Source organism: Nonomuraea maheshkhaliensis (assembly GCF_039529435.1).
GTDB lineage: Bacteria > Actinomycetota > Actinomycetes > Streptosporangiales > Streptosporangiaceae > Nonomuraea > Nonomuraea maheshkhaliensis.
On the sequence record NZ_BAAAMU010000035.1, the window covers coordinates 31091 to 56757 of the forward strand.

The following is a 25667-nucleotide window of genomic DNA, read 5'->3' on the forward strand; positions in this document are numbered from 1 at the left end:
CAACGGCCCGTTCCGCTCACGGGGAGTGGCTTCTCACTCATGGGTTGTAAGAAACAGTCCCGGGGAGGACGATCCTTAACCGTAGGCTGGTTGCGGGCGTTTCCCATCCATCCGGCATTGCTTCATAGTCATGGGTAGGCGCACAGCAATCTGAGGACTACGCTAAGTCACCAGTTGCGGACCGGTCGAGACATGCGGGAGAGGGGCCGGGATGTCCGGCAGACAGCACAGGGAGACGGAGATCGCCCGGCGGATCAGGGCCAAGGGCCTGGCCGTCGGGCGCACGTCCGCCCAGATAGCGGAAGAGATCCACGAAGCGTGCACGGGCCCGTTCGGCACCACGAGGATCAAGGCGCACCGCCTGTCCTACGGGATCGCGCTGGCCGACGTCATCGAGCAGGTGCGCGCCCTGTTCGAGCGTGACGCCAAGCCCCAGCCGGGCATCGGCGAGACGCTGCTGTCGGCGTACGAGAGCGGGCTGAAACGCCCCGGCCCCGAATACCTCCACTACCTGTGCACCGTCTACCGGGTCGAGCCGGTCGCGCTCGGCTACGACGCGCCGTGCATCTGCGGCCACGGCCACCGGATGCCGGGGCTCGTGACGACCGAGATCAAGGAGCGCCCGGCGCCGCCTCCCGAGCGCGAGCTGCTCATGCAGCCCGCGGAGAGCGACCCCGCCGCGGAGGAGGACGAAAACGTCCTGCGCCGCACGTTGTTAACGCTGCTCAACACCGACGGCAACGCCTCCCTGCAGCTCGACGGGCCGGTGCTGGGCGCGTGCGAGGGCATCAAGCGCAGGCTGGACGAGACGCTGGTGTCCTCCACCGTGTCCGCCGCGATGCTCGACCAGTGGGAGGAGTCGACGGTCAGCTTCGGCCGCCAGTACACGACGACGGCGCCGCTGCGACTGCTGTGCGACGTGCTGCTCGAACTGAGCGCCGTACGCGCCGCCATGTCCCGTCGCCAGCCCATCGACCTGCAAGAGCGCCTGTGCCGGATGGCCGCGCAACTGTCCGGGCTGAGCGGCATGATCATGATCAACCTGGGCGACCACCGGCTGGCCCGCTCGTTCTTCCGCACCGGGCGCACCGCGGCCGACGAGACCGGCGACCGCGCGCTGCGGGCGTGGATCACCGCCCGCGAGTCGCTCGTCCCCCTCTACTTCGGCGACGCCCGCGAGGCGCTCACCCTGGCCAAGAAGAGCCGCGACATGGCCGGCTCCATGCCGTGCCCGGCGCAGGCCATGGCTCCGGTCGTCGAGGCCAGGGCGCTGGCGATGCTCTCGGGAGGCGAGAGCAAGAAGGAGATCGTCGACCAGGCCAAGCGCGCGCTGGCCCGGGCCAGAAACGCCTTCTCCCACATGAAGCCCGACGAGAAGGAGGACGTGGCGTTCGGCTACACCGAGCGGCAGCTCTACTTCTACCAGGGCGACGTGCTGACCAAGCTCGGCCAGACGATCGAGGCCGAGGTGGTGCTCGACCAGGCGCTGGGCAAATACGACGACCACATCTTCGACCAGACGCTGATCAGGCTCGACCAGGCCCACTGTCGGCTGCTCGACGGTGAGGTCGGGGAGGCGGTGAGCGTCGCCACCAACGCGCTCAGCCTGATCACCGACGACTATCTCACCGACTTCATCGTGCGGCCCGCGCTGCGGCTCGAACAGGCCATCATCGAGGCCGATCCCAACGCTCCCGGGCTGGAGGGGCTCAAGGCGCTGATCAGGCGGCGGCCGAAGCCCAACCTGAAGGGCGCTGATAAATGAAGCTGACGATCAGGCGCTATCGCTGGTCCGATCTCGACACCATCCTCGCCCTCCACCGGATCTGCCTGGCGGAGGTGGGCCTGGTCCCCGGCGACGGCGTCTACTACGACGACGACTTCCCCCGCATCCAGGAGATCTACCTGGCCTGCGGCGGCGACTTCCTGGTCGGGGAGGCGGGCTCGCGGGTGGTGTCCATGGGCGGGCTGAGACCCGTCGACACCGGCACCGCCGAGGTGTGCCGGTTACGGGTGCACCCCGAGTTCCAGGGCCGTGGTTTCGGCACGGCCATGCTGGTCGCGCTGGAGCGGCGCGCGGTCGAGCTCGGGTTCCATCGCGTCAGAGGTGACACGACGCTCAACCAGGAGGCCGCGCTGGCGCTGTACGCGCGCCAGGGATGGCGCGAACTCTCCCGCGAACGGGTCGGTGACCTGGTCGTCGTCTACGGGGAGAAACACCTGATACCGCCGGCCGTGCTCGACCGCTGAACCACCGCACGGCCCCGTCCCCCTCCTCCTGGGGCCGCCCCCTCTCGTCCTTCCCGGTGACCGTTCCCGGGAGGCTCCCGGCGTGACCCTTCCGCCGATCTTGATTTTCCTCCTCGTGGCCGGAGATCGCTTCCGCCGGATGATTTAGCACTTTTCGGATCCCCGGGATAAGGATGTCCGAGCCTCCGGGTGAGGGTCTTACCACCCAGGTGTAGCTAAGCCTCACCGGCTGCTCCCTGTACATCTACGGCTGCGAATAGTAGTGCCATGCTTTTCTCATGGCAGGCGTACCCGCTCCCCGCCCCCTTCTGGGAGCCGTGCTTCTGTTGTTCGTCAGCGCCGCTTGGGGGTCGGCCTTTCCGCTGATGAAAGATCTCATTCCCCGGTTACCTGTGGAGGATCTGCTCGCCGAGCGTTATCTGATCGCGGCGACGACGTTGTTCCTGTTCCGGCCGAGGAGCCTGCGGGGGCTGTCGCGGGAGACGTGGATCCACGGGATCGCGCTCGGGGTGATGTTCGGGGTGGGACAGGTCGGTCAGGCGCTCGCGCTGGATCACCTGCCCTCGGCGGTGTCGGGGTTCGCCGTCGGCTGCACCGTGATCGTGACGCCGATCCTGTCGCTGCTGCTGTTCAGGGAGCCGGTGCGGCGGCGGATCTGGGGCGGGGTGCTGCTCGCGCTGGCCGGCATGACCGTCTTCACGCTGCTGCGCGGGGTCGAGGGGCACAAGGTGTCGGTGCTGGCGCTCGGCGTCACGCTCACCGCCGCCGCCCTGTACGCCGGCCACACGCTCATGCTGGCCCGCCTGTCCAGGCGGCCGTCCGGCTTTCCCGCGTACGCGCTGACCGTGATCCAGCTCTTCACGATCGGCGTGCTCACCGGGGGCGCCGCCGTGCGCGACGGGATCTCCGTGCCGGGGAGCGTGTCCGACTGGCTGATCCTGGCGCACCTGTCCGTGGTGGCGTGCGCGCTGGGGTTCCTGGCCCGTTCCTACGCCCAGGCGCACGTGCCCGCGGTGCCGAGCCAGATCCTCATGTCCTCGCAGCCGGTCTGGGTGGCCGTGATCGCGGTGGTCTGGTTTCACGAGGAGATCGGCTGGGGCATGGTGGCGGGCGGCGTGCTGATGGCGGGGGCGACGCTGCTGGCGCTGCCGACCAGGACCGGACGTACGGGGAAAGAGCTCGGCCGCCGTGATCTGCTGAAGGTGGCGGGCCTGGCCGCCAGGGCGCTGGACGGGAGGCGGGCCAGACGGGAGGATCCGCTGGGGCTGCAGGGTGGCGCGGCCACGTACCTGGCGAAGAGCGCCTGCCGGGACACCGGGTCGTGTCCCTGGCAGACGCGCTCGCTGAAGGGGGGCGCCGAGCCGAGCCTGGAGCGGCTGATCGAGCGGGCGACCTTCATCGTCCGGGCGAAAGGGACGCACGGGCCCGGGTGTTGCCAGTCGGTCACCCTGCTCGGCCGGTGCTTGTGCGACCTGATGGAGGATTCGGCACCTCATACCACACGATTGCGCCGGTGGTTTCGCTCCAAATAGGTTAGATATACCATTCAAAAGGCAAGTGCTTTTTATCCATTAGCCTCCCACTTAATCGGAATAAATCTTGATATCCGGTGGGGTGGCCCAATAATGGGTAATTACCCCCAAGTGGAGAGGCACGTCATGAAGCGCATCGTCGTCCGCAAGCCTGGAACCGCGAGGCTGGCAGGGACCTCCAGCGTCATTCACAAGGGGTGATCGAGGAGAGGTCCCACCTCAGGGTTCAGGGCTCACCGCCCGCCCGACCCGGGGTCGCGCGGCTGATCGCGCCGATGATCGACGCACACCGGCGGCCGCGCGGCCCCTACACCGTGGCCGCGGCGCTGCTGCGGGCCCTGGTACCTGACACTTCGCGTCGCTCACCCGCCCTCGTGGCAGCGCACGACATCGAGATCCTCGCCGCCGCGCCCGAACTGGCCGGACTCGTCCGGGCCGGACGCGGCACGATCGAGGCCGGGCTCTCCGAGGACGAGCGCATCCTGGTGCCCGCCCCGCGCCGGACGCTGCGGCTGGCCAACGGCCTGGCCGAGTACGTACGCGACGCCGTGCCCCCTGGCGCGGCGCTGGTCGTGTGCAACGGCGACGCGGCCGACCCGACCGACACCGAGCTGGTCGAGGTCATGATGCGGCGCATCCCTCCCACGACGCTGTCGATCACGGTGTACTCCGGCGGCCCCGAACCCCCGCCCGACACCCGCGACGCCGACGAGCTCTGGACGCTCGTCGACCGCTGCACGCGGGAGGGCTTCCTGCACGCCGCGGCCGAGCTGGGGGAGCGGGGCATGGCGCGGACCGAGCCGGGCGGCGCCCGCTGGTGGCGCTTCGCCCAGCGCACGGCGACCGCGCTCGGCGGGCTCGGCCGCACCTCCGAGGCGCGGGCGGTCTGGGACCGGGTGCGTTCGAGCAGCCAGGATCCGGCGATGCACGCCGCGGCGGCGTACGGGACCGGCATGCTCGACGCCCGCCACCCCGACCCCGCCCGCCGCGACCTGGGCCGGGCCAGGTCCTGGGTCAACCTGGCCATCGCCATCTCCACCCTGCTGCCCGACCCGGCCGAGCGGGCCTTCAAGCTCGGCTTCGACCGCAACGGCCTGGCCCTGGTCGAGCTGCGGCAGGGCCGGCTGGACGCCGCGCTCGAGCTGGTGGAGTCGGCCATCGAGCTGGCGCGCGAGCTGGGGGAGCGCCATCCGCTGCACCGGATGGTGCTGCTGGCCAACCGGGCGCAACTGCTGGCCGGGCTCGGGCACACCAAGGAGGCCTTGGAGGACTACGGGGCGGCCATCGCGATCGATCCCGGCTTTCCCGACCACTATCTGGAACGCGGCAATCTGCTGTTCAAGCTCGGACGCCACGACGACGCGCTGGCGGACTTCGAACGGGCCATCGCCGCCGGGCCGCCGCTGCCCGAGGCGTACTACAACCGGGCGGAGCTGCGTACCGTACGGGGCGACGTCGAGGGGGCGCTGGCCGACCTCGGACGGGTGATCGAGCTCGACCCCGGCACTGTGGACGCCTACATCAACCGCGCCGGGCTGCTGGCCGCGGCGGGGCTGGACGAGGAGGCCGCGCGCGATGTCGAGGCCGGGCTGGCGCTGGCCTCCGACAGCCCGCATCTGCTCACGGTGCTGGGCCAGTTGGAGACCGCGGCGGGCCGCCACGCGGAGGCGCGGACGGCGCTCGACCGCGCCGTGGCCCTGGCCCCCGACCTGCCGGCGGCGTGGGGGAACCGGGGGGTGCTGAGGTACGCGATGGGCGATGTGGAGGGGGCCGTGTCCGACCTCACGCGCGCCATCGACCTACAACCCCAGGCCGACCTGTACGCCAACCGCGCGGTCGCCCTACGCGCCCTGGACCGAGACACCGAGGCGGAGGCGGACGACCATCGCGCGGCTCACCTGTCGTGAGACGCGGACGGCCGTCGCGCGGTCTGCCTGTCCTCAGCGGAGCGTGACGGCTCGGCCCGCGTGCGACCTGCGGTCCTGCCGGTCGTGTGTGCTCGTCGCCGGGGCGAGGGCGCGGGTGAGGGTCCCGCCGCCGGGGCGAAGCGGTGGCGTCTCCTCAGACCGTAGCGATGCCAGGGCGGCGGCCGGCGTGACCTCACAGGCCGTAGCGGGCCAGCGAGGCGGCCAGCGCGATCGGCAGCAGGGCCGCCAGCCCGAGCGCGGCCACCACCTTCCACCGTCGCGCCACCGCCGGTTCCGTCATGAACGCCGCCAGCGCACCCGCTCCCGCGAACGCCGCTCCTGCCGCGGTCAGGTCCGCGAGCGGTGACGTCCACGAGGGCAGTGACTCGCCGGCCAGTCGCAGCACCACCAGCACGCCCGCGGCCACCAGCGCCACCCGCCGCCCCGGCCGCACGCCCACCCGTTCCAGCGCCAGGGCGAACCCGGCGAGCAGGGCCAGGCTGATCGCCACGACGAGGCCGAGGGCCGGCGGCAGGCAGCCCCATTCCTCGCAGCCGACGCCGGTCCAGGCCAGCCGCACGGAGGCCCACCACAGCACGCCGAGCACGGCGCACACCGCCGCCGCCCGCCCCATACGCCCCCTCATGTCGCCCATGCTGCCACCCGCCGAGCCCACCGGACGCCCGTCTGTTCCTGCTTGCGCTCGGGGCGCTTGACAGGGGTTCGTGGCTGAGGGACCGTTCCGTATACGGAACGCCCTTCGATGGAGGTGCTGTGATGCGGCCCAACTCCCGATTCGCGCAGGTTCAGCCGTTCGACATCGACAAGGTCGCCGCCGCGGCCGGAGCCGATCCCGACGTGCTGCGGATGGAGAACCTCGACACCGACGTCCCGCCCCCGCCGGCGGCCGTGGCCGCGACGACCCGGTCCCTGGCGGAGGGGACGGGCAACAGCTGGCTGCCGTTCACCGGTCTGCCCGAGCTGTGCGAGGCGGTGGCGGCGGACCTGCGCCTGCGCACCGGGCTCGACTACGACCCGGTACGCCAGATCGCCATCACCTCGGGCGGCACCTCGGCGGTCATGCCCGTGCTGCTGGCCACCACCGAGCCCGGCGACCAGGTGGTCCTCACCGACCCCACCTACGCGGGCCTGCTCCAGCGCGTACGCCTGTCGGGTGCCCGCCCCCACCTGGTCCCGCTGCGCGTGGAGGGCGGCCACTGGCGGCTGGACCGCGACGCGCTCGGCGAGGTGCGCTCGGCCGCGGCCTTGCTGCTGATGAGCCCGTCGATGCCGTCGGGCGTGGTCCTCGACGAGGAGGACTGGACGGCGGTGGCGCGGGCCTGCGAGCGCACCGGCGCCTACCTGATCTACGACGCGGCCATGGAGCGCATCGTGTTCGACGGTCATCCGCGGATCAACCCGTGCCGCGTGGAGGGCCTGGGTGAGCGCACGATCATCATCGGGTCGGTGTCGAAGGAATACCGCATGATCGGCTGGCGGATCGGCTGGGTGGCGGGCCCGGCCGACATCATGTCCCGGATCATGGTGGCGACCATCTACAACACGACCGTGGCCAGCGGGTTCCACCAGATCGGCGCCGCCGCCGCGCTCAGGGAGCCGTCGGGCGTCGCGGAGGCGGTGGCCGAATACCAGGCCCGCCACGAGACGGTGGTCGCCCAGCTCGCCGACCTGCCGCTGGTACGGGCGGGCGGCGGCTGGTCGTGCCTGGTGGACGCCGAGGCCATGGGGCTGACGGCGGACGCGCTCTCGGCCCGCCTGCTCGAACGCGGGCGCGTGGCCGCCACTCCGATGACGGCGTGGGGGGAGGAGGTCGCCCGCCGGTACGTGCGCCTGGTCTTCAGTGCCGAGCCGGTCAAGCGTCTGTCCGAGCTACGCGCCCGGTTCGCGGCAGCGCTGGCCTGAGCCGAGCCGGGTCAAGCTCCTGCTAAGGCTGCCGGGCCGGTCTGAGCAGGCTCTTGCCGGTGATCGTGCGGGCCTCGATGGCGGCGTGCGCCTGCGCGGCCGACTCCAGCGGGTACATGGCCCCGATGGCCGGCCGCAGCTGCCCGGCGGAGGCCAGCTCCAGCGCCTGCCTGGCCAGCTCGCGCAGATCCGTGGCGGGCCAGGACACGGCGGTCACCCGGGGATCGGGGGTGGTCATCGGCCCGCCCGCCATTCCGTACACGCTCAGCCGGCCCCCGTCCTTGAGCAGTTCCTGAGCCGCGGCGCCGATCTCGCCGCCGACGCCGTCGAAGACCACGTCCAGGCCGCCCGTGGCCTCGCGGACGGTCCGGGTCCAGCCGGGGTCGGTGTAGTCCACGGTCAGCTCGGCGCCGAGGGACGCGGCCAGCTCGCGCTTGGCCGAGCCGCCGGCCGCGCCGACCACATGGGCCCCCGCCCGGCGGGCGAGCTGCACGAGCAGGCTGCCCACGCCCCCGCCCGCCGCCTCGACCAGCACCCACTCACCGGGCGCCGGCGCGGCGGCGCCGATCAGCCCCAGCGCGGTACGCCCGTCCGCCAGCAGCGCCACCGCGACGTCGGACGACAGGTCCCCGGGGATCGGGATGAGGTCGCCGGCCCCGGCCACGGCCAGTTCCGCGTAGCCGCCGAGGCCGCCCAGCGTGCTGACCACGCGCGTGCCCACGACGGAGGGGTCCACCCCGTCCCCGGTCGCGCGGACCGTACCGGCGACACCATTGCCGAGCACGGCCGGCAGCTCGACACGGCGCGGCCCCCGGTCGGCGCGCAGCTGCGTCTCCACGAACGTGATGCCCGCCACCTCCACCTCCACCAGCACCTGCCCGGCACCGGGAACGGGGTCGGGCACCTCCTCCACCACCAGCGTCTCCGGACCGCCGTACCGCCGAAGGATCACCGCGCGCATGCCGTACCTCATCTCTTATCGGAGCGAATCGCTCCGACTAGCTTAACGGAGCGCTGCGCTCCGCAATATCCTGTACGTCATGAGCACACGCGGCAGGCAGGCCGAGGCCGCACGCAACGATCTGGCCCTGCTGCGGGCGGCGCACGAGGTGTTCACCACGCAGGGCTTCGACGCCCCCGTGTCGGCCATCGCCAGGAAGGCGGGCGTCGGCATGGGCAGCCTCTACCGCCGCTACCGCACCAAGGAGGAGCTGCTCCAGCGCCTGTGCCTGATCGCCATGGAACGCAGCCTGGAGCGCGCCGAGGCGGGGCTGGCCCACGCCGACCCGTGGGAAGGGCTGGCACTCTACGTACGCGGCAGCGTGGCCGACAGGTCGGGCGCGCTGGCGCCGGTCGCCGGCACCATCGAGGTCACCGACGAGATGTGGCGTGTCGCCCGCACCGCAGGCGAGGCCGCCGCCCGGCTCGTGGCCAGGGCTCACGAGGCCGGGGTGCTCAGGGGCGACGTGACCCGGCTCGACATCGCACTGCTGATCGAGCAGTTCAGCCGCCCCGCCCCCGGGCCGCCCGCCCCCGAACACGACCAGGTCGAGCAGCGCCTGCTCGCCGTCGCCCTCGACGGCCTGCGCGCGCCCGGCACGACCGGCCTGCCGGGCGAACCGCCGAGCCCCGAGTGGTACGAACGGCGCTGGGGACACGCCCCGTAGGGCTACGGTGGGTGCGTGGGCTACAACGATCTGTTCCGTGACCTCGACCACAGCGCCAGCGTCCAGGCGGCGGGCATCAGACGCGGCTACGGCGGCCCGCCCGCCCGCACCGTCAACGCCAGGTCGGGCCTGACCCGGCTGCGCTGCGCCTCCCTGCTCAAGCCGCTCTACGCCTGGATGAGCGCCGCCCACATCCCCGACGCCGAGCGGTGGCGCCGCCACGCCGAGCCCGCCGTCGTCGTCTCCTCCAACGCCGACACGCTCAACCTGTGGCTCTCCGTCGGCCCCCGCGTCATCCTCGACGACCTGCGCGAACGCACCGGCGTGGCCTGGACGCCGCCGAACGGCGACCAGTCCAGGTTCGGCTCGGTCGAGGTCGCGGCCGAGGAGGTGGGCACCGCCTACGCGGTGCTCGCCCAGGCCGCCGCGGCGGGCGACCCGGTGGCCGGGACGGTGCTCGGCTGGATGGGTGACGTGGGCGACGAGCAGACGTTCGGCGCCCGAGACGCGCTGCGCTCGCCCAAGGCGGCGGTCAAGTGCGGCTGGTACGGCTCCCCCGAGGAGACCTGCCTGCGCACCCACGCCGTGGCGGTCCTGCCCCGCGGCGGCACCAGGGTCACCGTGGTCGTCGCGATGACCGCGCTGCCCTACGTGGACGCGCACGCGCGCGAGGTCTATCGCGACCGGATCGGCAAGGGGCTGCCGGTGGAGGAGGAGCACGAGAAGGTGTCGGGGGCGCTGCTGCGCGACCTGATGGCCACCACGCTGGAAGAGCTGGGCCACCAGAGCGGAGGAGCCGGGCGGGCGAGGGCCGGCGTGCGCTGACGGGGCGACGGGAGAGCGAGCGGTCCTGAGGGCCTTACCGTCGCTCGCCCACGAGTTCCGCCACGACCGCCGCCAGCTCGGGCGGCTGCACGTCCCCGGGCAGTTCCGCGGCCCACACGTGGCCGCGGAAAGCGCCCAACTCCTCCTCGGTCAGCCGCCCTGGACGCACCTCAGGGCGGGCCTCGGCGAACCTGGCCAGGTAGAACGGCTCGCGCTTGACGTACCGAACGCCCAGCCAGCGGAAATCCCGCCCGACCTCGACGCAGCGATCGTCCAGCACGGCCGAGCCCGGCAGCCCGGTCTCCTCCTCCAGCTCCCGCCGGGCGGCCTCCAGCGGCGTCTCACCCGCCTCGACCCCGCCGCCGGGCGGCTCCCAGACGTCCACCTGGTCGACCTCGTCGTACCAGCGCATCAGCAGCACCCTGCCGTCACGGTCGAGGCACACCACCCGGGCGGCGAGCCGGTCGTTGAGCGCGTTCACAGGGTGAACGTTATCCCCGGGCGGGGACGTGGTTACGCAGCCGCAGGTCGTCGGGGTAGGGGGAGAAGTACGTCTGGTCGCGTACGTACGCCGCCGCCTCGCCCCGCGCGTGATGGCGCAGCAGCGTCGTGGGCACGCTCAGCGGCACCAGGCCCGCCTGGTAGGAGTCGATCACCTCCACCAGGTCGGCCCGCCGGACCGGATCGAGCGCGAGCATGCCGAGACAGTGCTGCAGCACGTTGACGTTCCTGCCCGGGGTGGCCTTGGTGGCGAGCGCGCGCTGGAACACCTCGGCGTAACGGGCGCCCACCTCCTCGCGCGGCAGCGACCCCGCCCGCGCGACCACGCGGCCCGCCTCCCGATAGAGCTGGGGATCGTGCGCGAGCACCTGCATCTTGTGCCGGGCGTGGAAGGCGACCAGGTCACGCGGCCGCCAGTCGCCTTCGAGCAGCGCGCGCAGCCGGGCGTGGGCGAAGACGCGCTCGACGAAGCTCTCCCGCAGCAGCGCGTCACGCAGGCGGCCCTCGTCCTCGACCGGGAGCAGCGGGTGACGCTCCATGACGATCCCGGCGAACAGCCCCCGGTTGCGCCGCCCGAGCGGCGGCCCCTCCTCGGAGTAGAGGGGCACGCCGTGGATGCCGCAGGTGGGGCTCTTGGACTTGAACACGTATCCGTCGACGTCCAGCTCGGCCGCCCGCCGCTCGGCCAGGGCCGTCATGCGGTCGGTCAGGTCCTCGTGCGTCGCCCGCGTCACGAGCCGGGGGCCCTCGCCCGACTGCTCCTGGCGCAGGGTCTCGCGCGGCGCGCCGAGCCCCGCCTCCATCTCGGGGCAGACGGGCACCCAGTCGACGTACGGGGCCAGGACGTCGGTCAGGAAGCGGTCGCGGCTGTGCCCGCCGTTGTACCTGACCAGCTCACCCACCAGGCAGGACGACACGCCCACCCGAGGGCGTCCGCTCGCTCCTGACGTGGTGCTCACCCCCTCTTCCTGCCCCGAAGCGGGGCACGAAGCGACCAAGTTCAGGGAGATCACTCCAATTCTTGCCCCCGCCGGGGACGCGGCCGAGGCTCCTGGGTACGGTCCCCTCGCGATCACGCACGCGGACAGCACAGGCGAAGGGGGCGGTCGTGGAGATCGGGCGCGTCGGAGTGTGGCATCCCATGGTCGGGCAGGCGCCCGCGGCGGAGGGGCGGCGGGCGGCGGCCGAGATCGAGGCGCTGGGATACGGGTCGATCTGGGTCAACGAGGGCTACGTCGGCAAGGAGCCGTTCGCCAGCGCCGCCGTGCTGCTGGCCGCCACCGAGCGCGTCACCGTCGGCACCGGCATCGCCAACCTGTGGGCCAGGGACGCCATGGCCATGGCGGGCGGCGCGGTGACGCTGGCCGACGCCTTCCCCGGCCGGTTCCTGCTGGGCGTCGGCGTCAGCCACGGCGCGCTGGTCTCCCGCCGCGGCCACGACTACGGCAAGCCGCTGACCGCCATGCGCACCTACCTGGACGCCATGGACGAGGCCGAGCGCCTGCTGCCCAGGGGCGACTGCCCCCGGCTCCTGGCCGCGCTGCGGCCGCGGATGCTGGAGCTGTCGAGAGAGCGGGCGGACGGCGCCCACACCTACTTCGTGCCGCCCGAGCACACCGCGCGGGCCCGCCGGATCCTCGGCACGGACCGGCTGCTCATCCCGGAGCAGGCGATCATCCTGGAGAACGATCCGGCCCGCGCCCGCGCGACAGCGCGCGCCCACATGGACACGTACCTGAAGCTGCCGAACTACCTCAACAACCTGCGCACGCTCGGCTTCACCGACGACGACCTCGCGGACAGGGGCTCCGACCGCCTGGTGGACGCCATCGTGGCCTGGGGCGGCACGGAGGCCGTCGTCGAGCGCGTGCGCGCCCACCTCGACGCGGGCGCCGACCACGTCCTGCTCCAGCCGCTCTCGCCGCAGGGGCCTGACCTCGCCGACGCCGTCGCCCAGCTCACCCGGCTGGCCCCCGAGCTGGGCCTTTGACCGTCCGGAGGGGGTTTGACCTGGAGTGCGGTCCAATTCGTACCGTGGAGGCATGACCACACCACAGCACAAGATCGGGTCCGGGTTCGGCGCCAGGAGCACCGCTGAGGAGGTCCTGCGCGGGATCGACCTGTCCGGGAAGCTGGCGATCGTCACCGGCGGCTACTCCGGCCTCGGCCTGGAGACCACGCGCGCGCTCGCCGGCGCCGGCGCCCACGTCGTCGTGCCCGCCCGGCGCCCCGAGGTCGCCAGGCAGGCGCTCGGCGACATCGACGGGGTCGAGGTGGACGAGCTGGACCTCGGCGACCTCGCCAGCGTCCACGGCTTCGCCGAGCGCTTCCTCGCGACCGGCCGCGACGCGGACCTCGTCATCGGCAACGCGGCGATCATGGCCTGCCCGGAGACGCGCGTCGGCCCCGGCTGGGAGGCGCAGTTCGCGACCAACCATCTCGGCCACTACGCGCTGGTCAACCTGCTCTGGCCGGCCGTCGCCCGGGGTCGCGGCCGGGTGGTGGCCGTCTCGTCCGGCGGCCACCGCCGCTCCGGCATGCGCTGGGACGACGTCATGTTCGAGCGCGGCTACGACAAGTGGCAGGCGTACGGGCAGGCCAAGACCGCGAACGTGCTGTTCGCCGTGCACCTCGACGCGCTCGCCCAGGATTCCGGCGTACGCGCGTTCGCCGTGCACCCGGGCGGCATCCTCACCCCGCTCCAGCGCCACCTGCCCAAGGAGGAGATGATCGCGCTGGGCTGGATCGACGAGGAGGGCAACGCGCTGCTGGCCAGCTTCAAGACGCCCGAGCAGGGCGCCGCCACCCAGGTGTGGGCGGCGACGTCACCGCAGCTGGACGGCATGGGCGGCGTCTACTGCGAGGACTGCGACATCGCCGAGCCGACCACCGAGCCGGACGCGCCGTCCGGCGTGCGCCCCTACGCGACCGACTCCGGCCAGGCCGCCCGCCTGTGGGCGCTGTCGGCGGAGCTCACGCGAGTCGACGCGTTCGCGTCCAGCTAGCGGCGTCCTTCTCAGCTCAGCGCTTCATCGCGCCGTCGGCGATGGCGTCGGCCGCGTCGCCGATGGCCACGCCGACGATCTCCAGGCGGCGGACGAGCTCCCGCTCCTTCATCGCCTCGGGGGTGATCTCCCCGGAGAAGATCCGCGAGATCTCGTACTGGTACATCCGCCGGATGGCGCCACCCGCCTTCTTCGCCTCCAGCGCGTCCTGGGCCACCACGGACGGGCGGGAGGCGAGGTCGCGCACGGCGTTCTCCAGCGCGTCGATGCCCACGATGACCTGGTCGAGCAGCGGGGTGAAGCGGATCTGGTCGGGCACCCGGTAGAGGTGGGACTCGCGGACGAAGTCGCGCAGCGAGTCGAGCACGTCGTCGATCGAGCGGGAGAGCCGGAACAGGTCCTCCCGGTCGATGGGCGTGACGAGGGCGGTCTTGAGCTCGTCGATCAGGCGGGCACGTTCCTCGTCGCCGAGATGTTCGATCGTCCGCATCTGCTCGTGCGCGCCCGTCCTGCCCACTTCGCCGCCGATCATGGCCATGGCCAGCCAGGCGCCTTCCTTGGTCGCTTCGAGCTGCCCGAGCAGCGCCTCAGTGAGCGCACTGTCCATGCGACCGGTCATCAAGTCCTTGATCCGCCGCAGCCGCTTCACCACCTGGCCCCTTTCACGAGAGTCTCACGCTAGCGAATCCCTTCACCAGCAGGGCCAGGGTCCAGCCCAGCAGCCCGCTGGCGGGAAGCGTCAGCACCCACGCCGTGGCGATCTTGACGGCGGCGTACCAGCGAACCCGGCCCCCGCCCTGGGAGACGCCCGCGCCGATGAGGCCGCCGGCGATGGCCTGCGTCATGCTCACCGGCATGCTCGCGACGGCGCAGCCGATCACCGCCGCGCCCGCGGCCAGTTCGGCCGCGACCCCGTGCGGAGGCCGGGAGACGATGATCTCGCGCCCCAGCGTGCGGCCCGCCTTGGGCAGCCCGTAGAGGGTGCCGAGCCCGAACAGCACGGCCACCAGCACCGTGTACGGGAGCGGCGCGCTGGTGAACCCGATCGCGATCATGAACACGGCCAGCATCTTCTGCCCGTCGTTGGCGGCGTACGCGACGGTCTGCAGCAGGAACCCGGCCCAGTGCCAGCGCCACAACCTGCGCGCCGTCGTCGTCTTCACCAGCAGCCGGATGATCATCCACGCGGCCAGCCCGCCCACGAACGGCGCGGCCACGCCGAACGCGAGAACCAGCGCCACGGAACCGGGCGAGACCGGCAGCCCCCACCCCAGCCCGGCACCGGTGAGGCCGCCCACGACGGCCAGGGTAAGGCTGGTCGGGCGGCCCTTCGCGCTGAGCACCGTCACCACGGCGAGCGACGAGACCACCGCGATCGTCATCGCGATCCGCCCGCCCGGCTCGTCGAAGGAGGCCAGCCGCGTCACGAACGTCAGCGCCACCTGGTGGGTGAAGAGCGGGACCACCGCCACCAGCGTGACCAGAGTGAGGATGCCGGTGGCCGGGCGGACCGTGGGCAGCTTGAGCCCCGTCACGAGGAGCGCACCACCGTCGTTGATCCCGGAGACGACGGCGAACAGACCGGCGACCACCACGAGTATGACCGCGTCCAAAGGCCCCCCGAATACGTTACGACGCCGCGTTATGACTAATAAGTACCCTAGATCTGCTCAATGATGGACAACGGGGGGGACGAGGACTCGCTTACCCCCCGCTCCCGGTACGCTCGACCGTGGCCGCAGACCGGTACCCTGCCCGGCAGCCGCATGACGCCGCCACGTCCGAGCCCGCGAGAGTGAAAGCCATGATCAGCCCCGCCGAATACATCCTGACGCTGTCCTGCCCCGACCGGCCCGGTGTGGTCGCCGCCGTCTCCGGTCTGCTGGCCGGGCACGGATGCAACATCATCGAGAGCCAGCAGTTCGGCGACCGGGTCGGGCAGCGCTTCTTCATGCGGGTGCAGTTCGCGGCGCCGCTGGGTGAAGACGAGCTCAACGCCGCCTTCGCCGCCCTCGCGCCCGACTTCGCCATGGAGTTCAAGCTGCGTGACGTGGCCAGGAAGCCACGCGTGCTGATCATGGTGAGCAGGTTCGACCACTGCCTGAACGACCTGCTCTACCGCGTCCGGTCGAAGGCGCTCGACATCGAGATCGTCGCCGTCGTCTCCAACCACCCCGACCTGCGCCCGCTCACCCAGTCCAACGGGATCGACTACCACCACCTGCCGGTCACCCCCGAGACCAAGCCGAAGCAGGAGGCCGAGGTCCTCGCGCTGGTCGAGCACTACCAGGTCGACCTCGTGGTGCTGGCCCGCTACATGCAGGTGCTCTCCGAGGACCTCTGCGCGAAGCTGGCCGGCCGGGCGATCAACATCCACCACTCGTTCCTGCCGTCGTTCAAGGGCGCCAAGCCCTACCACCAGGCCCACAGCCGCGGGGTCAAGCTCATCGGCGCGACGGCCCACTACGTGACCGCCGACCTGGACGAAGGGCCGATCATCGAGCAGGAGGTGGCCAGGGTCAACCACAGCCACTCCCCTGAGGACCTGGTGGCGATGGGGCGTGACGTGGAGTGCGTGGCGCTGGCCAGGGCGGTCAGGTGGCACGCCGAGCAGCGGGTGCTGCTCGACGGGCACAAGACCATCATCTTCCCGCGCTAGGCGTGCTGAACGGTCACCACCAGCTTGCCGCGCACGTGCTCCCGCTCCCAGTCGGCGTAGGCCCGCGCGGCGTCCTCCAGCCGGTAACGGCGCCCGGCGGCCGAGGGCAGCACTCCGCGCATCGCCGGCTCGGCCACCTCCCCCAGGTTCCCGGGCCTGACCGTCGCGTACAGGGTCTCGAGCCCCGTTCCCGGGGCGGGGCTGGGGAAGGCGACGGTGAACAGGCCGCCGCCGGGCCGCACGACCGGAGTCAGCGCAGGCACGTCGCCGCCCGGCAGGGCCAGGTTGACCAGCGCGTCGACGCCGCCGGGATGGCGGCGCAGGGTCTCGGCACCGACGTCGGCCGACCGGTGGTCGATGGTCTCCGCCGCGCCGAGGCGCTGACGGCCCGCGCCAGGCAGGCGGGCGAGGTACGCGACGACGTGACGGGGGCGGACATCGTGCTGCTGATCAACGCCGTCACACAGGGCACGGCTCCCGTGAGCGACACGGCTCCCGGTCTGTGGCGCCGCTACCTGAGCATGATCTTCGACGGCCTGCGCCCCGAGGCCGCCCGCCCGCTCCCCGTCCCGGCCCCACAGTCCCTGGCTCCGGGCCGAGCGCTGTGATCAGGGGCGGTAGGTGCCGAAGAACCAGGAGTTGCCCTCGGGGTCGGCGCAGGCGTATTCGCGCGACCCGTACGGCTGATCGACCAGCTCCATCGTGATCGAGGCCCCCGCGGCCCTGGCCCGATCATGGTGGGCGTCCACGTCCTCGACGGCCACGTAGATCCCAGGACCGCCGGGCCGGCCCCGTCCGATCATGATGATGTCGTCGCCGACCAGCAGCTCGGCGTGGTTGACGACGCCGGCGTCGTCCTTGGAGCTCTCCCGCACCCGGAAGCCGAACGCGCCGGTCAGGAAGTCGATCGCGGCCTGGCAGTCCTGGTAGCGGGCGAGTGCGTACACGGTTCGTGTCATGACATTCACGATGCCCGGCCGCCGGCCGCGGGTCTTGGACGAATCTGACCGGGCGTCGTGTCGCCCAGCACTCTGAACTCGCGGTTCATGTGCGCCTGGTCGTAGAAGCCGCAGTCGGCCGCCACCTCGGCCGGAGCCGCCCCCGAACGCAGCCGGCGCACCGCCCGGCCGAACCTGATCACCCGGGCCGCCGTCTTCGGCGGCAGCCCGATCTGGTCCTGGAAGCGGGCCACGAGATGGCGATGGCTCCAGCCCAGCGACTCGGCCAGCGACGACACCCCGAGCCGCCCGCCCGACTCCAGCAGCCGCGCCCACGCCCACGGCAGCTCGGGCCCCAGAGCGGGGCCTGCCGCGATCCGCTCGCACAGCAGCCGATCGGCCAGCGCCAGCCGCGCGCGCCACGACGGCGTCGCGGCCAGCCGCTCCACCATCAGCTCCGCCCACGGCCCGAGCAGGTCGCCGGCGGGGAGCACCTGGTTACGCAGCTGCCGCATCGGCAGCCCGTAGAGCCGGCGGGCCCCGAACGGCGTCAGGAAGACCTCCACGCCCTCCGTCGGGCCCGCCGTGCGCGTGACGGTGAAACGGTCGCCAAGACCGCCGCCGAACGCCGTCACGCGCTGCCCGCCGGCCTCCATCGGGGTGCCGAAGGCGAGGATCAGCACGGCTCCGGGCATCGCCATCTCCGACCGGGTCACCGGCGCGGCGTACTGTTCGCGATAGGCGCACAGCCTGGTCACGTACGGTCGCAGCGCGGCACTGGGCACGGCCTCGACCATGGCCAGCCCCGGTGACTCCATGCCTGCCAGGCTACCGACCGGCCGGCGGACCTTACAGGCCCGTGTGCCGGGCCAGGAAGGTCAGCGTGTCGGCGGACAGGTCGACGCTCCTGCTCACCGAGCGCGCCCCGTGCCCGACCTCCGTCTCGTTGCGCAGCAGCACGGGCCGGTCGGAGGTCGAGGCGTGCTGCAGCGCCGCGCACGTCTTCCACGCGTGCAGCGGATGCACCCGCGTGTCGGACTGGAAGACGGTGAACAGCGTCGCCGGGTAGGCCACCGACTCGCGGACGTGGTGGTAGGGCGAGTAGCCCCACAGCCAGCCGAACTGCTCGGGATCCTCGGCCGAGCCGTACTCGACGTTCCAGGTGGCGCCGAGCCCGAACTTCTCGTAGCGGATCATGTCGAGCAGCGGCGCGGAGCAGACCACGGCCGCGTACAGCTCAGGACGCTGCGTCAGCGCGGCGCCCACCAGCAGGCCGCCGTTGGAGCCGCCGGAGATGCCGAGCTGCTCGGGCGTGGTGACGCCGGTGGCGATGAGGTGCTCGGCCGCCGCGTGGAAGTCGTCGAACACGTTCTGCTTATTGGCCAGCATGCCGGCGCGGTGCCACTCCTCGCCCTCCTCGCCGCCGCCGCGCAGGTTGGCGATGGCGTAGACGCCGCCCGCCTCCACCCAGGCCAGGATCGAGGCCGAGTAGCCGGGGGACATGGACAGGCCGAAGCCGCCGTAGCCGTACAGGATGGTCGGCCGCGGGCCCTCGGCCGCGCCGGTCGGAGAGATGACCAGCATGCGGACGTCGGTGCCGTCCTTGGAGCGGTAGACCACCTGCTCGGTGCGGACGTCGGGCACCTCGACCGCGCCGGGGGAGGCCGCCCAGAGCGTGGTCTCGCCCGTGCCGGCGTCGTAGCGCTGGATGGTGGGCGGCGTGGTGTTGTCGGTGTAGCCGAACCACGCCTCGTGGCCGCCCTCGGGACGCTCGGAGATGCCGCCGATCGTGCCGAGCCCCGGCGTGGGCACCTCGCCCAGGCGCTCGCCGGTCGCCAGGTCGTGCACGCTGATCTCGCTGATGGCGTGGCGGGTCCAGCCCACCAGCATGACCGGGCGCTCCAGGTCGTCGAGGATCGCGAAGTCGGACAGCACCGCCTCGGGGTCCTCGGGGATCAGGTCGCGCCAGTTGCCGAACTCCGGCGCCGCCGGGTCGCTCACGCACACCCGGCCCCTGCTCGCGTCGCGGTCGGTGTGGACGTAGAGCCTGCCGTCGCGGCCGAAGACGAGCCCCGTCTGCGCGTCCACGCCCTCCTGCACGACCCGCAGCTCCGGCCGGTCGATCGGCGACTCGGTCAGGTCTGCCACCCACAGGTCGTTGCGCGGCGCCGTGCCCTCGTGGGCGGACACCTGCAGCCAGCGGCCGTCGCGCGAGACGGACACGCCGTAGTAGTTGGTCATCTTCAGGCCCTGGCCGAAGATCATCACGTCGTCCTCGGTGGAGGTGCCGACGCGGTGCAGGTAGACCCGGCGGTGGAACTGCGTCTCGTTCTCCGGCACCTCGGTGCTCGGCAGCCTGCGCACGTAGTAGAACGCCGCACCACCCGGCAGCCAGGCGATGGGGGAGTAGCGGCACCGGTCGATCGGGCCCTCGACGCGCGCGCCGGTGGTGACGTCGATGACGTAGAGCACCGACTCCTCGTCGCCGCCCACCGAGATCTGGTACGCCAGCAGCCTGCCCTCCTTGTCGGGCTGCACCGCGTCGAGCGTGGTGAGCCCGGAGGGGTCGATCGCCATCGGGTCGACCAGCGCCCGCTCGGCGCCGTCGGGCTCGGCCACGTAGTAGACCGCGTGCTCCTGGTCGGGGGTGCGGCGCGAGAAGAAGTGGCGCCCGCCCCGCCAGACCGGCACCCCGACCGAGCCGGACCGCAGCAGCTCGGCGACGCGGCTCTTGAACCGCTGCGGTCCCCGCTCCTTCGCGAACAGGTCGGCCTGCCCGAGCAGCCATCCCTTCGTCTCCGGGCTGTCCGGATCCTCCAACCATCGATAGGGGTCGGGAACAGGCGTCTCGTGCAGGATGTCGACCACGTCGTCGCGGCGCGCGGTCGGGTACGGCTCTCGGGTCATGTCTCGAACCCTACTGCCAACGGGCATGCGTAAAGCGCTGGTCGAGCGGGCATAAAACGTACCGTGAGTCCCTTTGGTCATTCCGGCAGGAGGTTTTTGGGGTGGCGGGGACCACGGTGCAAACGCCAGACTTGGTGACAGGACGGTGCCGTGGTGACCATCCGCTGGACCGTCCGGCGGAGGTCCACGTGACGGAAGCACTAGTGCCCCAGGAGGGGCCGACAGTCGGGACATGCCGCGGCATGTCCCCTTTGATACGCGCGCAGCAGGGAGAGGCCCGATGATGCGCCAAGTCCTGCTGCTCAATGCCACCTACGAGCCACTGACCACCCTCTCGCTGCACCGCGCCGTGGTGCTCGTGCTGCGGGAGAAGGCCGACGTCGTCCACCGTGACGGCAGGGGCGCGGTGCTGCGCTCCGCGAGCCGCACGCTCGACGTGCCGTCGGTGATCAGACTTCGAAGATATGTCCGCATTCCCTACCGGTCCCGCATCCCGCTGACCAGGGCCGCCCTCATGCGGCGCGACGACTACCGCTGCGCCTACTGCGGGCAGCGGGCCGAGACCATCGACCACGTGATCCCCCGGTCCAGGGGCGGCACCCACACCTGGGAAAACTGCGTCGCCTCCTGCACCACCTGCAACCACAGGAAGGCCGACAAATACCTTGAGGAGCTGGGGTGGACGCTGCGCGTCAGCCCCGCGGTGCCAAGGGGCGCCCACTGGCGGCTCATCGGCGCCTCGCTCGCCGGCGACCCGCAATGGGCGCCCTACCTCGAGGCCGCGGCCTGACACAACCGCATTGAGCCGGAGTGCCACCGCCTGACACCATGCCAGGCATGTGGACCTTCACCTCAGACGTCGAGGAGTACGCCGCGGTCGCCGAGCCGTTCCTGCTCGGCGACCCGGTGCGCAACACCGTGCCGCTGACCATCCTGGCCAACCTGCGGGCCGGCATGCCGGCGAAGGACCTGCTGTTCGGCTGGTGGACGGTGGACGGTGAGGTTCTCGGGGCGGTCTTCCAGACGCCGCCGCACCCCGTCGGGCTCTTCTCGGTGCCGGTCGAGGCGGTCGGCGCGTTCGTCCAGGCGCGTCACGGCGGCCTGCCCGCGCTCGTGGGCCCGCTCGACGTGACCGCCGAGGTCACCCGGCTGCTCGGACCGCCCGACAGGGTCGTCTCGGAACGCCTCTACCGGCTCGGCACGCTCAGCGTCCCCGACGTGCCCGGCCGGGGCAGGCCCGCGGTGCCGGCCGACTTTCCGCTGCTGGTGAGCTGGTATCAGGCGTTCGGGGAGGAGGTCGCCATGGGCGAGGGCGACGTCGTCGAACGGGTAGCGCGGCGGCTGGCCGGGCGCGAGCTGTTCGTCTGGGAGTCCGACGAGGGGCCCGTCTCGCTCGCCGCCCTCTCCCCGGCGGCCGGCGGCGTCTGCCGCATCGGACCCGTCTACACGCCGCCCTCCCGCCGCCGGCGCGGCTACGGGGCCGCCGTCACCGCCTTCGCCAGCCGGACCGGCCTGGCGGAGCGCTGCGAGCAGGTCGTGCTCTTCACCGACCTGAACAACCCCACCAGCAACGCCATCTACCAGGCGATCGGCTACGAACCGGTGGCCGACTACGCCCACCTCACCTATCGCTGACGGGGCTAAGCTTGGCGCATGCCGCGTTACGACTTCCGCTGCCGCGCCTGCGGCTCCACGTTCGAGGTGTCCCGCCCCATGTCCGCCTCCGACGATCCGGCGACGTGCCCGGAAGGCCACGGCGACACGGTCAAACTGCTGTCCACGGTCGCCATGACCGGTGGCGCCGCGGCCCCGAAGGCCGGCGGTGGCGGCGGCTGCTGCGGCGGAGGCTGCTGCGCCTCCTGACCCGCCGGCGGTCCCTCGGGAAGCCCGGGCTCGGCGGTCAGGGCGCCGGCCGCTGTCGGCCACCGGCCGAGGACGGCCGCGTCGCCCGGCCGCGTCAGCGCGTCCGCCGCCAGCCGGGCCAGCCCTTCGCCGGTGGTGACGCCGGTCTCCAGGTCGGGGCTGCGCTCTGACAGTACGGCGAGCAGCAACTCGTGCCCGTGCACCTGGAGCCGTCCCACGCTGTTGACCGTCCACAACCCGTCGTGGGCGTCGGCGGGCAGCCAGCCGTTCTTGAGCGCCGTCTCACCCTCAGGGGCGGCGGCGCTGACTCCCCAGCTCTGCGCCGGCTCCACCGACGACATGAGCTCCATGGCGTAGTGCCGGCTGCGGGCGGTCAGCGGCCCCTCGGGGTCGGTGAGCTGCTCCAGGATCCTGACCTGGTCCGACGGCCGGCTGTGGGTGATCCCCCATGACGTCCCGGCGCCGGGGCGGGTGTGCCGGGCGCCGACCTGACGCAGCATCCGGTCCAGCCCCTCCCGGCCGCCGATGGTCAGGTAGAGGTCGCGGGCGCAGTCGTTGTCGCTGTGGCGGATCATCCGCGAGGCCAGCTCCCGCTCGTGACCGCTCAGGGGCTCGCCGCCCTTGCCCAGGAGGAACGCCAGCAGGATGTCCACCTTGGCCACGCTGGCCAGCAGGAACGGGACCCGCTCGCGGAAGGCGTACCTGATGCCGGTCATGCGGTCGTAGACGGCCAGGGCCGCGCGGCCGGGGCGCTCGCGCAGGTAGCGCCCCAGAGCCCGATCGAGCGCCCGCCGCTCGGCCGGCGGCAGCGCCCTTGCGGCCTCCGTCCCCGGCACCCGCCGCGCCACGACCACCGGCCCCGGCGCCAGACCCGATGCCGCGCCCGTCGTGGTGCCCGTCACCGTGTCCGGCGGCCTGTGCGGCGGCACGGGAGAGCCGGCGTAGGTGATCAGCAGGGCGGCGAAGAGCAAGAGGTGCCGAACGCGCATGCCCGGGAGCCTGCCACCCGCCACCCCAACGACCGGAGACCGCCGGGTCAAACTTCACCCAGATCTGCCGCCCGACCCCGACCGGCGGGAGCGGCCCGAAGGACGTCCGCCTGGCCGGAAGGACGTCCGAAACGGGATCTGTCGTCCCTCCCCTGACCGGCGGGCGTGGCCAGGGGAGGTCGGACCGGGTCAGGCGGCCGTGATCGCGCGCCGCTTGCGGCGCTGGAAGGGCAGGAAGCGGTCGGCCAGGTGCGGGCGGGACGGGGTGAGCGTCGGCTCGACCGCGATGATCCGGTCGAACCTGAACGCCCTGATCGCCCGGCGCATCCTGCACACCCCGACCAGATACCAGTATTCGCGGTGGACCAGGCACGTCACCGGCTCGACGTCGCGGGCGGTGACGTGGCCCGAGGCGTCACGGTAGTGCAGGCGGATGTTGAGCCGGCTGGTGATGGCGTCGGCCATGAGCCTGGCCCGGGAGGCCACGTCGGTGGGCAGCGGCTCGGTGAGGGTCGCGAGCGTGGTGGCGATGACGTCGTCGTCGAGCTCCAGGTGCTCGAACGCGTGTTGCAGGCCACGCCGGGCGGTGACGGCCTGCGGCCCCGCGCCGAGGTGGGCGAGGGAGAGTGCGAGTGCGGCGATCTCGGCGGTCGTCAGCGGGCGAGTATCGTGCTTCACGACTGTCGTCATACCCAAAGAATACGGGCGACCACCGACAATTTTCGAAAACCTGTGCGGCAGACGGCGACATTCCTGTCACCTGCCGCACAGGTCACGAACCACCGCGAGAGCCCCCGAACAGGCCGCGAATCACGGCGAAAACCCGAGCAGATCGCGCGAGCGACCCGAGCAGGTCGTGCGTCACCGGGAGAGCTGGGACAGGTCGCGGGAGGCGCCCGTCGAGGCGGACGTCGTCATCGCCGCGTACGCCTGCAGCGCCACGCTGACCTTCCTGTCGCGGTCACGCGGCCGGTATCCGCCCAGCTCGGCCAGCAGCTTCTCGCGCCGGGCGGCCAGCTCGGCCTCGGGCACGCGCAGCTCCAGCAGCCGGTTGGGGATGTCGATGTCGATGATGTCGCCGTCTTCGACCAGCGCGATCGCGCCGCCCTCGGCCGCTTCGGGGGAGGTGTGCCCGATCGACAGCCCCGAAGTGCCGCCGGAGAAACGCCCGTCGGTGACCAGCGCGCACGCCTTGCCCAGGCCCTTGCCCTTGAGGAAGGACGTCGGGTAGAGCATCTCCTGCATGCCGGGCCCGCCCTTGGGGCCCTCGTAGCGGATGACGACCACGTCGCCGGCCTTGACCCGCCCGCCGAGGATGCCTTCGACCGCCTGCTCCTGCGACTCGAACACCACCGCCGGCCCGCTGAACGTCCAGATCGACTCGTCGACCCCGGCCGTCTTCACCACGGAGCCATCGCGCGAGATGTTGCCGTAGAGCACGGCCAGGCCGCCGTCGGCGGTGTAGGCGTGCTCGCGCTCGCGGATGCATCCGGCCTCGCGGTCGAGGTCGAGCTCGTCCCAGCGGTTGTCCTGGGAGTACGCCTTGACCGTGCGCACGTTGCCGGGCGCGGCGTGCCACAGCTCGACGGCCTCGGGCTTCACCGAAGGCGAGCGCACGTCCCACGTGGTCAGCAGGTCGGCGAGGGTGCCGCCGTTGACCGTGGTCACGTCGCGGTGCAGCAGCCCGGCGCGGTCGAGCTCGCCCAGGATGGCGGGGATGCCGCCGGCCCGGTGGACGTCCTCGACGTGGTATTTGTCCGTGGCCGGGGCGACCTTGCACAGGCACGGCACCCGCAGCGAGATCTCGTTGATCTCCTTGAGCCCGAAGTCGACCTGGGCCTCGCGGGCGGCGGCCAGGATGTGCAGGATCGTGTTGGTCGAGCCGCCCATGGCCACGTCGAGGGTCATCGCGTTCTCGAACGCCTCGCGGGTGGCGATCGAGCGCGGCAGCACCGACTCGTCGCCGTCCTCGTAGTAGCGGCGGGTGATCTCGACGAGCTGGCGGCCCGCGTCCTCGAACAGCTGCTTGCGCGCCTTGTGCGTGGCCAGGATCGTGCCGTTGCCGGGCAGCCCCAGGCCGATGGCCTCGACCAGGCAGTTCATCGAGTTGGCTGTGAACATGCCGGAGCACGAGCCGCAGGTCGGGCAGGCGTTCTCCTCCATGGCCAGCAGGTCGGCGTCGGAGACCGAGTCGTCGGCGGAGGCGATCATCGGGTCGATCAGGTCGAGCTTCTTGCCGGGCGTCTTGCCGGCCTCCATGGGCCCGCCGGAGACGAAGATCGTCGGGATGTTCAGCCGGAACGCGGCGAGCAGCATGCCGGGCGTGATCTTGTCGCAGTTGGAGACGCAGATCAGCGCGTCCGCGCAGTGGGCCTCGACCATGTACTCGACCGCGTCGGCGATGAGCTCGCGCGAGGGCAGCGAGTAGAGCATGCCGCCGTGGCCCATCGCGATGCCGTCGTCGACCGCGATCGTGTTGAACTCGCGGGGGATCGCCCCCGCCTCCCTGATCGCCGCGGACACCACGTCGCCGACCTCGCGCAGATGCACATGGCCCGGGACGAACTGGGTGAAGCTGTTGGCCACCGCGATGATGGGCTTGCCGAAATCGCTCCCGGCTACGCCGGTCGCCCGGAGCAGGGCCCGGGCACCGGCCATATTCCTGCCGTGGGTGACTGTGCGTGACCTGAGGGCGGGCATT

Annotated in this window: 26 protein-coding genes and 1 pseudogene; 14 read left to right on the top strand and 13 right to left on the bottom strand. The window is 72.0% G+C overall.

Translation table 11 applies throughout. The features are described from left to right. The first annotated feature begins 211 nt into the window (after positions 1-211). From ABFX54_RS23765 to ABFX54_RS23780, 4 genes are all read left to right on the top strand, one after another. Positions 212-1765: an NsdA family TPR-like regulatory protein gene (locus ABFX54_RS23765; RefSeq protein ID WP_346108145.1), complete on the top strand. Its 1554-nt coding sequence runs from the start codon at positions 212-214 to the stop codon at positions 1763-1765. After that, positions 1762-2250 carry a GNAT family N-acetyltransferase gene (locus ABFX54_RS23770; RefSeq protein WP_346108146.1) on the top strand — a complete coding sequence of 163 codons (489 nt, stop codon included), beginning with the start codon at positions 1762-1764 and terminating at the stop codon, positions 2248-2250. The genes ABFX54_RS23765 and ABFX54_RS23770 overlap by 4 nt, the downstream gene beginning before the upstream one ends. A 278-nt stretch (positions 2251-2528) precedes the next feature. Next, positions 2529-3782 (top strand): DMT family transporter, encoded by a 1254-nt coding sequence (locus ABFX54_RS23775; protein ID WP_346108147.1) that lies wholly within the window; start codon positions 2529-2531, stop codon positions 3780-3782. Positions 3783-4057: 275 nt separating this feature from the next. Then, the gene (locus tag ABFX54_RS23780) at positions 4058-5689 is read left to right on the top strand and encodes a tetratricopeptide repeat protein (protein ID WP_346108149.1); all 1632 of its coding nucleotides are present in this window, start codon (positions 4058-4060) and stop codon (positions 5687-5689) included. 193 nt (positions 5690-5882) lie between these two features. Here ABFX54_RS23780 and ABFX54_RS23785 read toward each other — a convergent pair whose 3' ends face one another. After that, complete coding sequence (locus ABFX54_RS23785) at positions 5883-6335, bottom strand: hypothetical protein (protein ID WP_346108151.1); 453 nt, start codon at positions 6333-6335, stop codon at positions 5883-5885. 131 nt (positions 6336-6466) lie between these two features. On the opposite strand from ABFX54_RS23785, the gene ABFX54_RS23790 reads away from it, so the two are divergent. Then, positions 6467-7612: a pyridoxal phosphate-dependent aminotransferase gene (locus ABFX54_RS23790; protein WP_346108152.1), complete on the top strand. Its 1146-nt coding sequence runs from the start codon at positions 6467-6469 to the stop codon at positions 7610-7612. A gap of 22 nt (positions 7613-7634) precedes the next feature. On the opposite strand, the gene ABFX54_RS23795 is transcribed toward ABFX54_RS23790, so the two are convergent. Further along, a complete protein-coding gene (locus ABFX54_RS23795; protein ID WP_346108154.1) occupies positions 7635-8573 on the bottom strand; it encodes a zinc-binding dehydrogenase in 939 nt (312 codons plus the stop codon). Positions 8574-8652: 79 nt separating this feature from the next. Between ABFX54_RS23795 and ABFX54_RS23800 the strand changes: the two genes are divergently transcribed. Next, positions 8653-9279, top strand: coding sequence for a TetR/AcrR family transcriptional regulator (locus ABFX54_RS23800; protein ID WP_346108156.1), 627 nt, complete (start codon positions 8653-8655; stop codon positions 9277-9279). Positions 9280-9294: 15 nt separating this feature from the next. Next, positions 9295-10104 (top strand): hypothetical protein, encoded by an 810-nt coding sequence (locus tag ABFX54_RS23805; RefSeq protein WP_346108158.1) that lies wholly within the window; start codon positions 9295-9297, stop codon positions 10102-10104. Positions 10105-10138: 34 nt separating this feature from the next. On the opposite strand, the gene ABFX54_RS23810 is transcribed toward ABFX54_RS23805, so the two are convergent. Both ABFX54_RS23810 and ABFX54_RS23815 read right to left on the bottom strand, forming a co-directional pair. Further along, positions 10139-10585 (bottom strand): NUDIX domain-containing protein, encoded by a 447-nt coding sequence (locus ABFX54_RS23810; protein WP_346108159.1) that lies wholly within the window; start codon positions 10583-10585, stop codon positions 10139-10141. 10 nt (positions 10586-10595) lie between these two features. Beyond that, positions 10596-11564, bottom strand: coding sequence for a YbgA family protein (locus ABFX54_RS23815; protein WP_346108160.1), 969 nt, complete (start codon positions 11562-11564; stop codon positions 10596-10598). Between the two features lie 149 nt (positions 11565-11713). Between ABFX54_RS23815 and ABFX54_RS23820 the strand changes: the two genes are divergently transcribed. Both ABFX54_RS23820 and ABFX54_RS23825 read left to right on the top strand, forming a co-directional pair. After that, on the top strand, positions 11714-12595 hold the full coding sequence (locus tag ABFX54_RS23820; RefSeq protein WP_346108161.1) for a TIGR03620 family F420-dependent LLM class oxidoreductase: 882 nt from the start codon (positions 11714-11716) through the stop codon (positions 12593-12595). A gap of 52 nt (positions 12596-12647) precedes the next feature. Further along, positions 12648-13610 carry an SDR family NAD(P)-dependent oxidoreductase gene (locus ABFX54_RS23825; protein ID WP_346108163.1) on the top strand — a complete coding sequence of 321 codons (963 nt, stop codon included), beginning with the start codon at positions 12648-12650 and terminating at the stop codon, positions 13608-13610. A gap of 16 nt (positions 13611-13626) precedes the next feature. Here ABFX54_RS23825 and ABFX54_RS23830 read toward each other — a convergent pair whose 3' ends face one another. Together ABFX54_RS23830 and ABFX54_RS23835 are read right to left on the bottom strand one after the other, a co-directional pair. Further along, the gene (locus ABFX54_RS23830) at positions 13627-14217 is read right to left on the bottom strand and encodes a DUF47 domain-containing protein (protein WP_346108164.1); all 591 of its coding nucleotides are present in this window, start codon (positions 14215-14217) and stop codon (positions 13627-13629) included. A 55-nt stretch (positions 14218-14272) separates the two neighbouring features. Then, on the bottom strand, positions 14273-15223 hold the full coding sequence (locus tag ABFX54_RS23835) for an inorganic phosphate transporter (RefSeq protein WP_346108165.1): 951 nt from the start codon (positions 15221-15223) through the stop codon (positions 14273-14275). A 191-nt stretch (positions 15224-15414) separates the two neighbouring features. Here ABFX54_RS23835 and purU point away from each other — a divergent pair, with 191 nt between their 5' ends. Beyond that, positions 15415-16269 carry a formyltetrahydrofolate deformylase gene (gene purU, locus ABFX54_RS23840; RefSeq protein ID WP_346108167.1) on the top strand — a complete coding sequence of 285 codons (855 nt, stop codon included), beginning with the start codon at positions 15415-15417 and terminating at the stop codon, positions 16267-16269. On the opposite strand, the gene ABFX54_RS23845 is transcribed toward purU, so the two are convergent. Continuing rightward, positions 16266-16670 (bottom strand): zinc-binding dehydrogenase, encoded by a 405-nt coding sequence (locus ABFX54_RS23845; protein WP_346108245.1) that lies wholly within the window; start codon positions 16668-16670, stop codon positions 16266-16268. The two genes, purU and ABFX54_RS23845, sit on opposite strands and share 4 nt — an antisense overlap. Between ABFX54_RS23845 and ABFX54_RS23850 the strand changes: the two genes are divergently transcribed. Continuing rightward, positions 16581-16877 carry an SbtR family transcriptional regulator gene (locus tag ABFX54_RS23850; protein WP_346108169.1) on the top strand — a complete coding sequence of 99 codons (297 nt, stop codon included), beginning with the start codon at positions 16581-16583 and terminating at the stop codon, positions 16875-16877. The two genes, ABFX54_RS23845 and ABFX54_RS23850, sit on opposite strands and share 90 nt — an antisense overlap. On the opposite strand, the gene ABFX54_RS23855 is transcribed toward ABFX54_RS23850, so the two are convergent. From ABFX54_RS23855 to ABFX54_RS23865, 3 genes are read right to left on the bottom strand one after another with little or no spacing between them, the layout of a single operon-like run. Then, complete coding sequence (locus tag ABFX54_RS23855; RefSeq protein ID WP_346108170.1) at positions 16878-17228, bottom strand: VOC family protein; 351 nt, start codon at positions 17226-17228, stop codon at positions 16878-16880. A gap of 5 nt (positions 17229-17233) precedes the next feature. Beyond that, positions 17234-18025: a helix-turn-helix domain-containing protein gene (locus ABFX54_RS23860; RefSeq protein ID WP_346108172.1), complete on the bottom strand. Its 792-nt coding sequence runs from the start codon at positions 18023-18025 to the stop codon at positions 17234-17236. 31 nt (positions 18026-18056) lie between these two features. Next, positions 18057-20114 (bottom strand): prolyl oligopeptidase family serine peptidase, encoded by a 2058-nt coding sequence (locus tag ABFX54_RS23865; RefSeq protein WP_346108173.1) that lies wholly within the window; start codon positions 20112-20114, stop codon positions 18057-18059. 283 nt (positions 20115-20397) lie between these two features. Here ABFX54_RS23865 and ABFX54_RS23870 point away from each other — a divergent pair, with 283 nt between their 5' ends. From ABFX54_RS23870 to ABFX54_RS23880, 3 genes are read left to right on the top strand one after another with little or no spacing between them, the layout of a single operon-like run. Next, entirely contained in the window at positions 20398-20904 is a 507-nt protein-coding gene (locus tag ABFX54_RS23870) for an HNH endonuclease (RefSeq protein WP_346108247.1), read from the top strand. A gap of 47 nt (positions 20905-20951) precedes the next feature. Then, positions 20952-21749: a GNAT family N-acetyltransferase gene (locus tag ABFX54_RS23875; protein ID WP_346108175.1), complete on the top strand. Its 798-nt coding sequence runs from the start codon at positions 20952-20954 to the stop codon at positions 21747-21749. Between the two features lie 18 nt (positions 21750-21767). Next, entirely contained in the window at positions 21768-21977 is a 210-nt protein-coding gene (locus tag ABFX54_RS23880) for an FmdB family zinc ribbon protein (RefSeq protein WP_346108176.1), read from the top strand. A gap of 251 nt (positions 21978-22228) precedes the next feature. Here the strand turns inward: ABFX54_RS23880 and ABFX54_RS23885 are convergent. The 3 genes and pseudogenes from ABFX54_RS23885 to ilvD all read right to left on the bottom strand — a co-directional run. Beyond that, a pseudogene (locus ABFX54_RS23885) lies at positions 22229-22966 on the bottom strand (serine hydrolase); the annotation flags it as partial. 189 nt (positions 22967-23155) lie between these two features. Beyond that, positions 23156-23656, bottom strand: coding sequence for a WYL domain-containing protein (locus ABFX54_RS23890; protein WP_346108177.1), 501 nt, complete (start codon positions 23654-23656; stop codon positions 23156-23158). A gap of 171 nt (positions 23657-23827) precedes the next feature. Next, the gene (gene ilvD, locus ABFX54_RS23895) at positions 23828-25666 is read right to left on the bottom strand and encodes a dihydroxy-acid dehydratase (RefSeq protein ID WP_346108179.1); all 1839 of its coding nucleotides are present in this window, start codon (positions 25664-25666) and stop codon (positions 23828-23830) included. Position 25667: the final 1 nt, after the last annotated feature.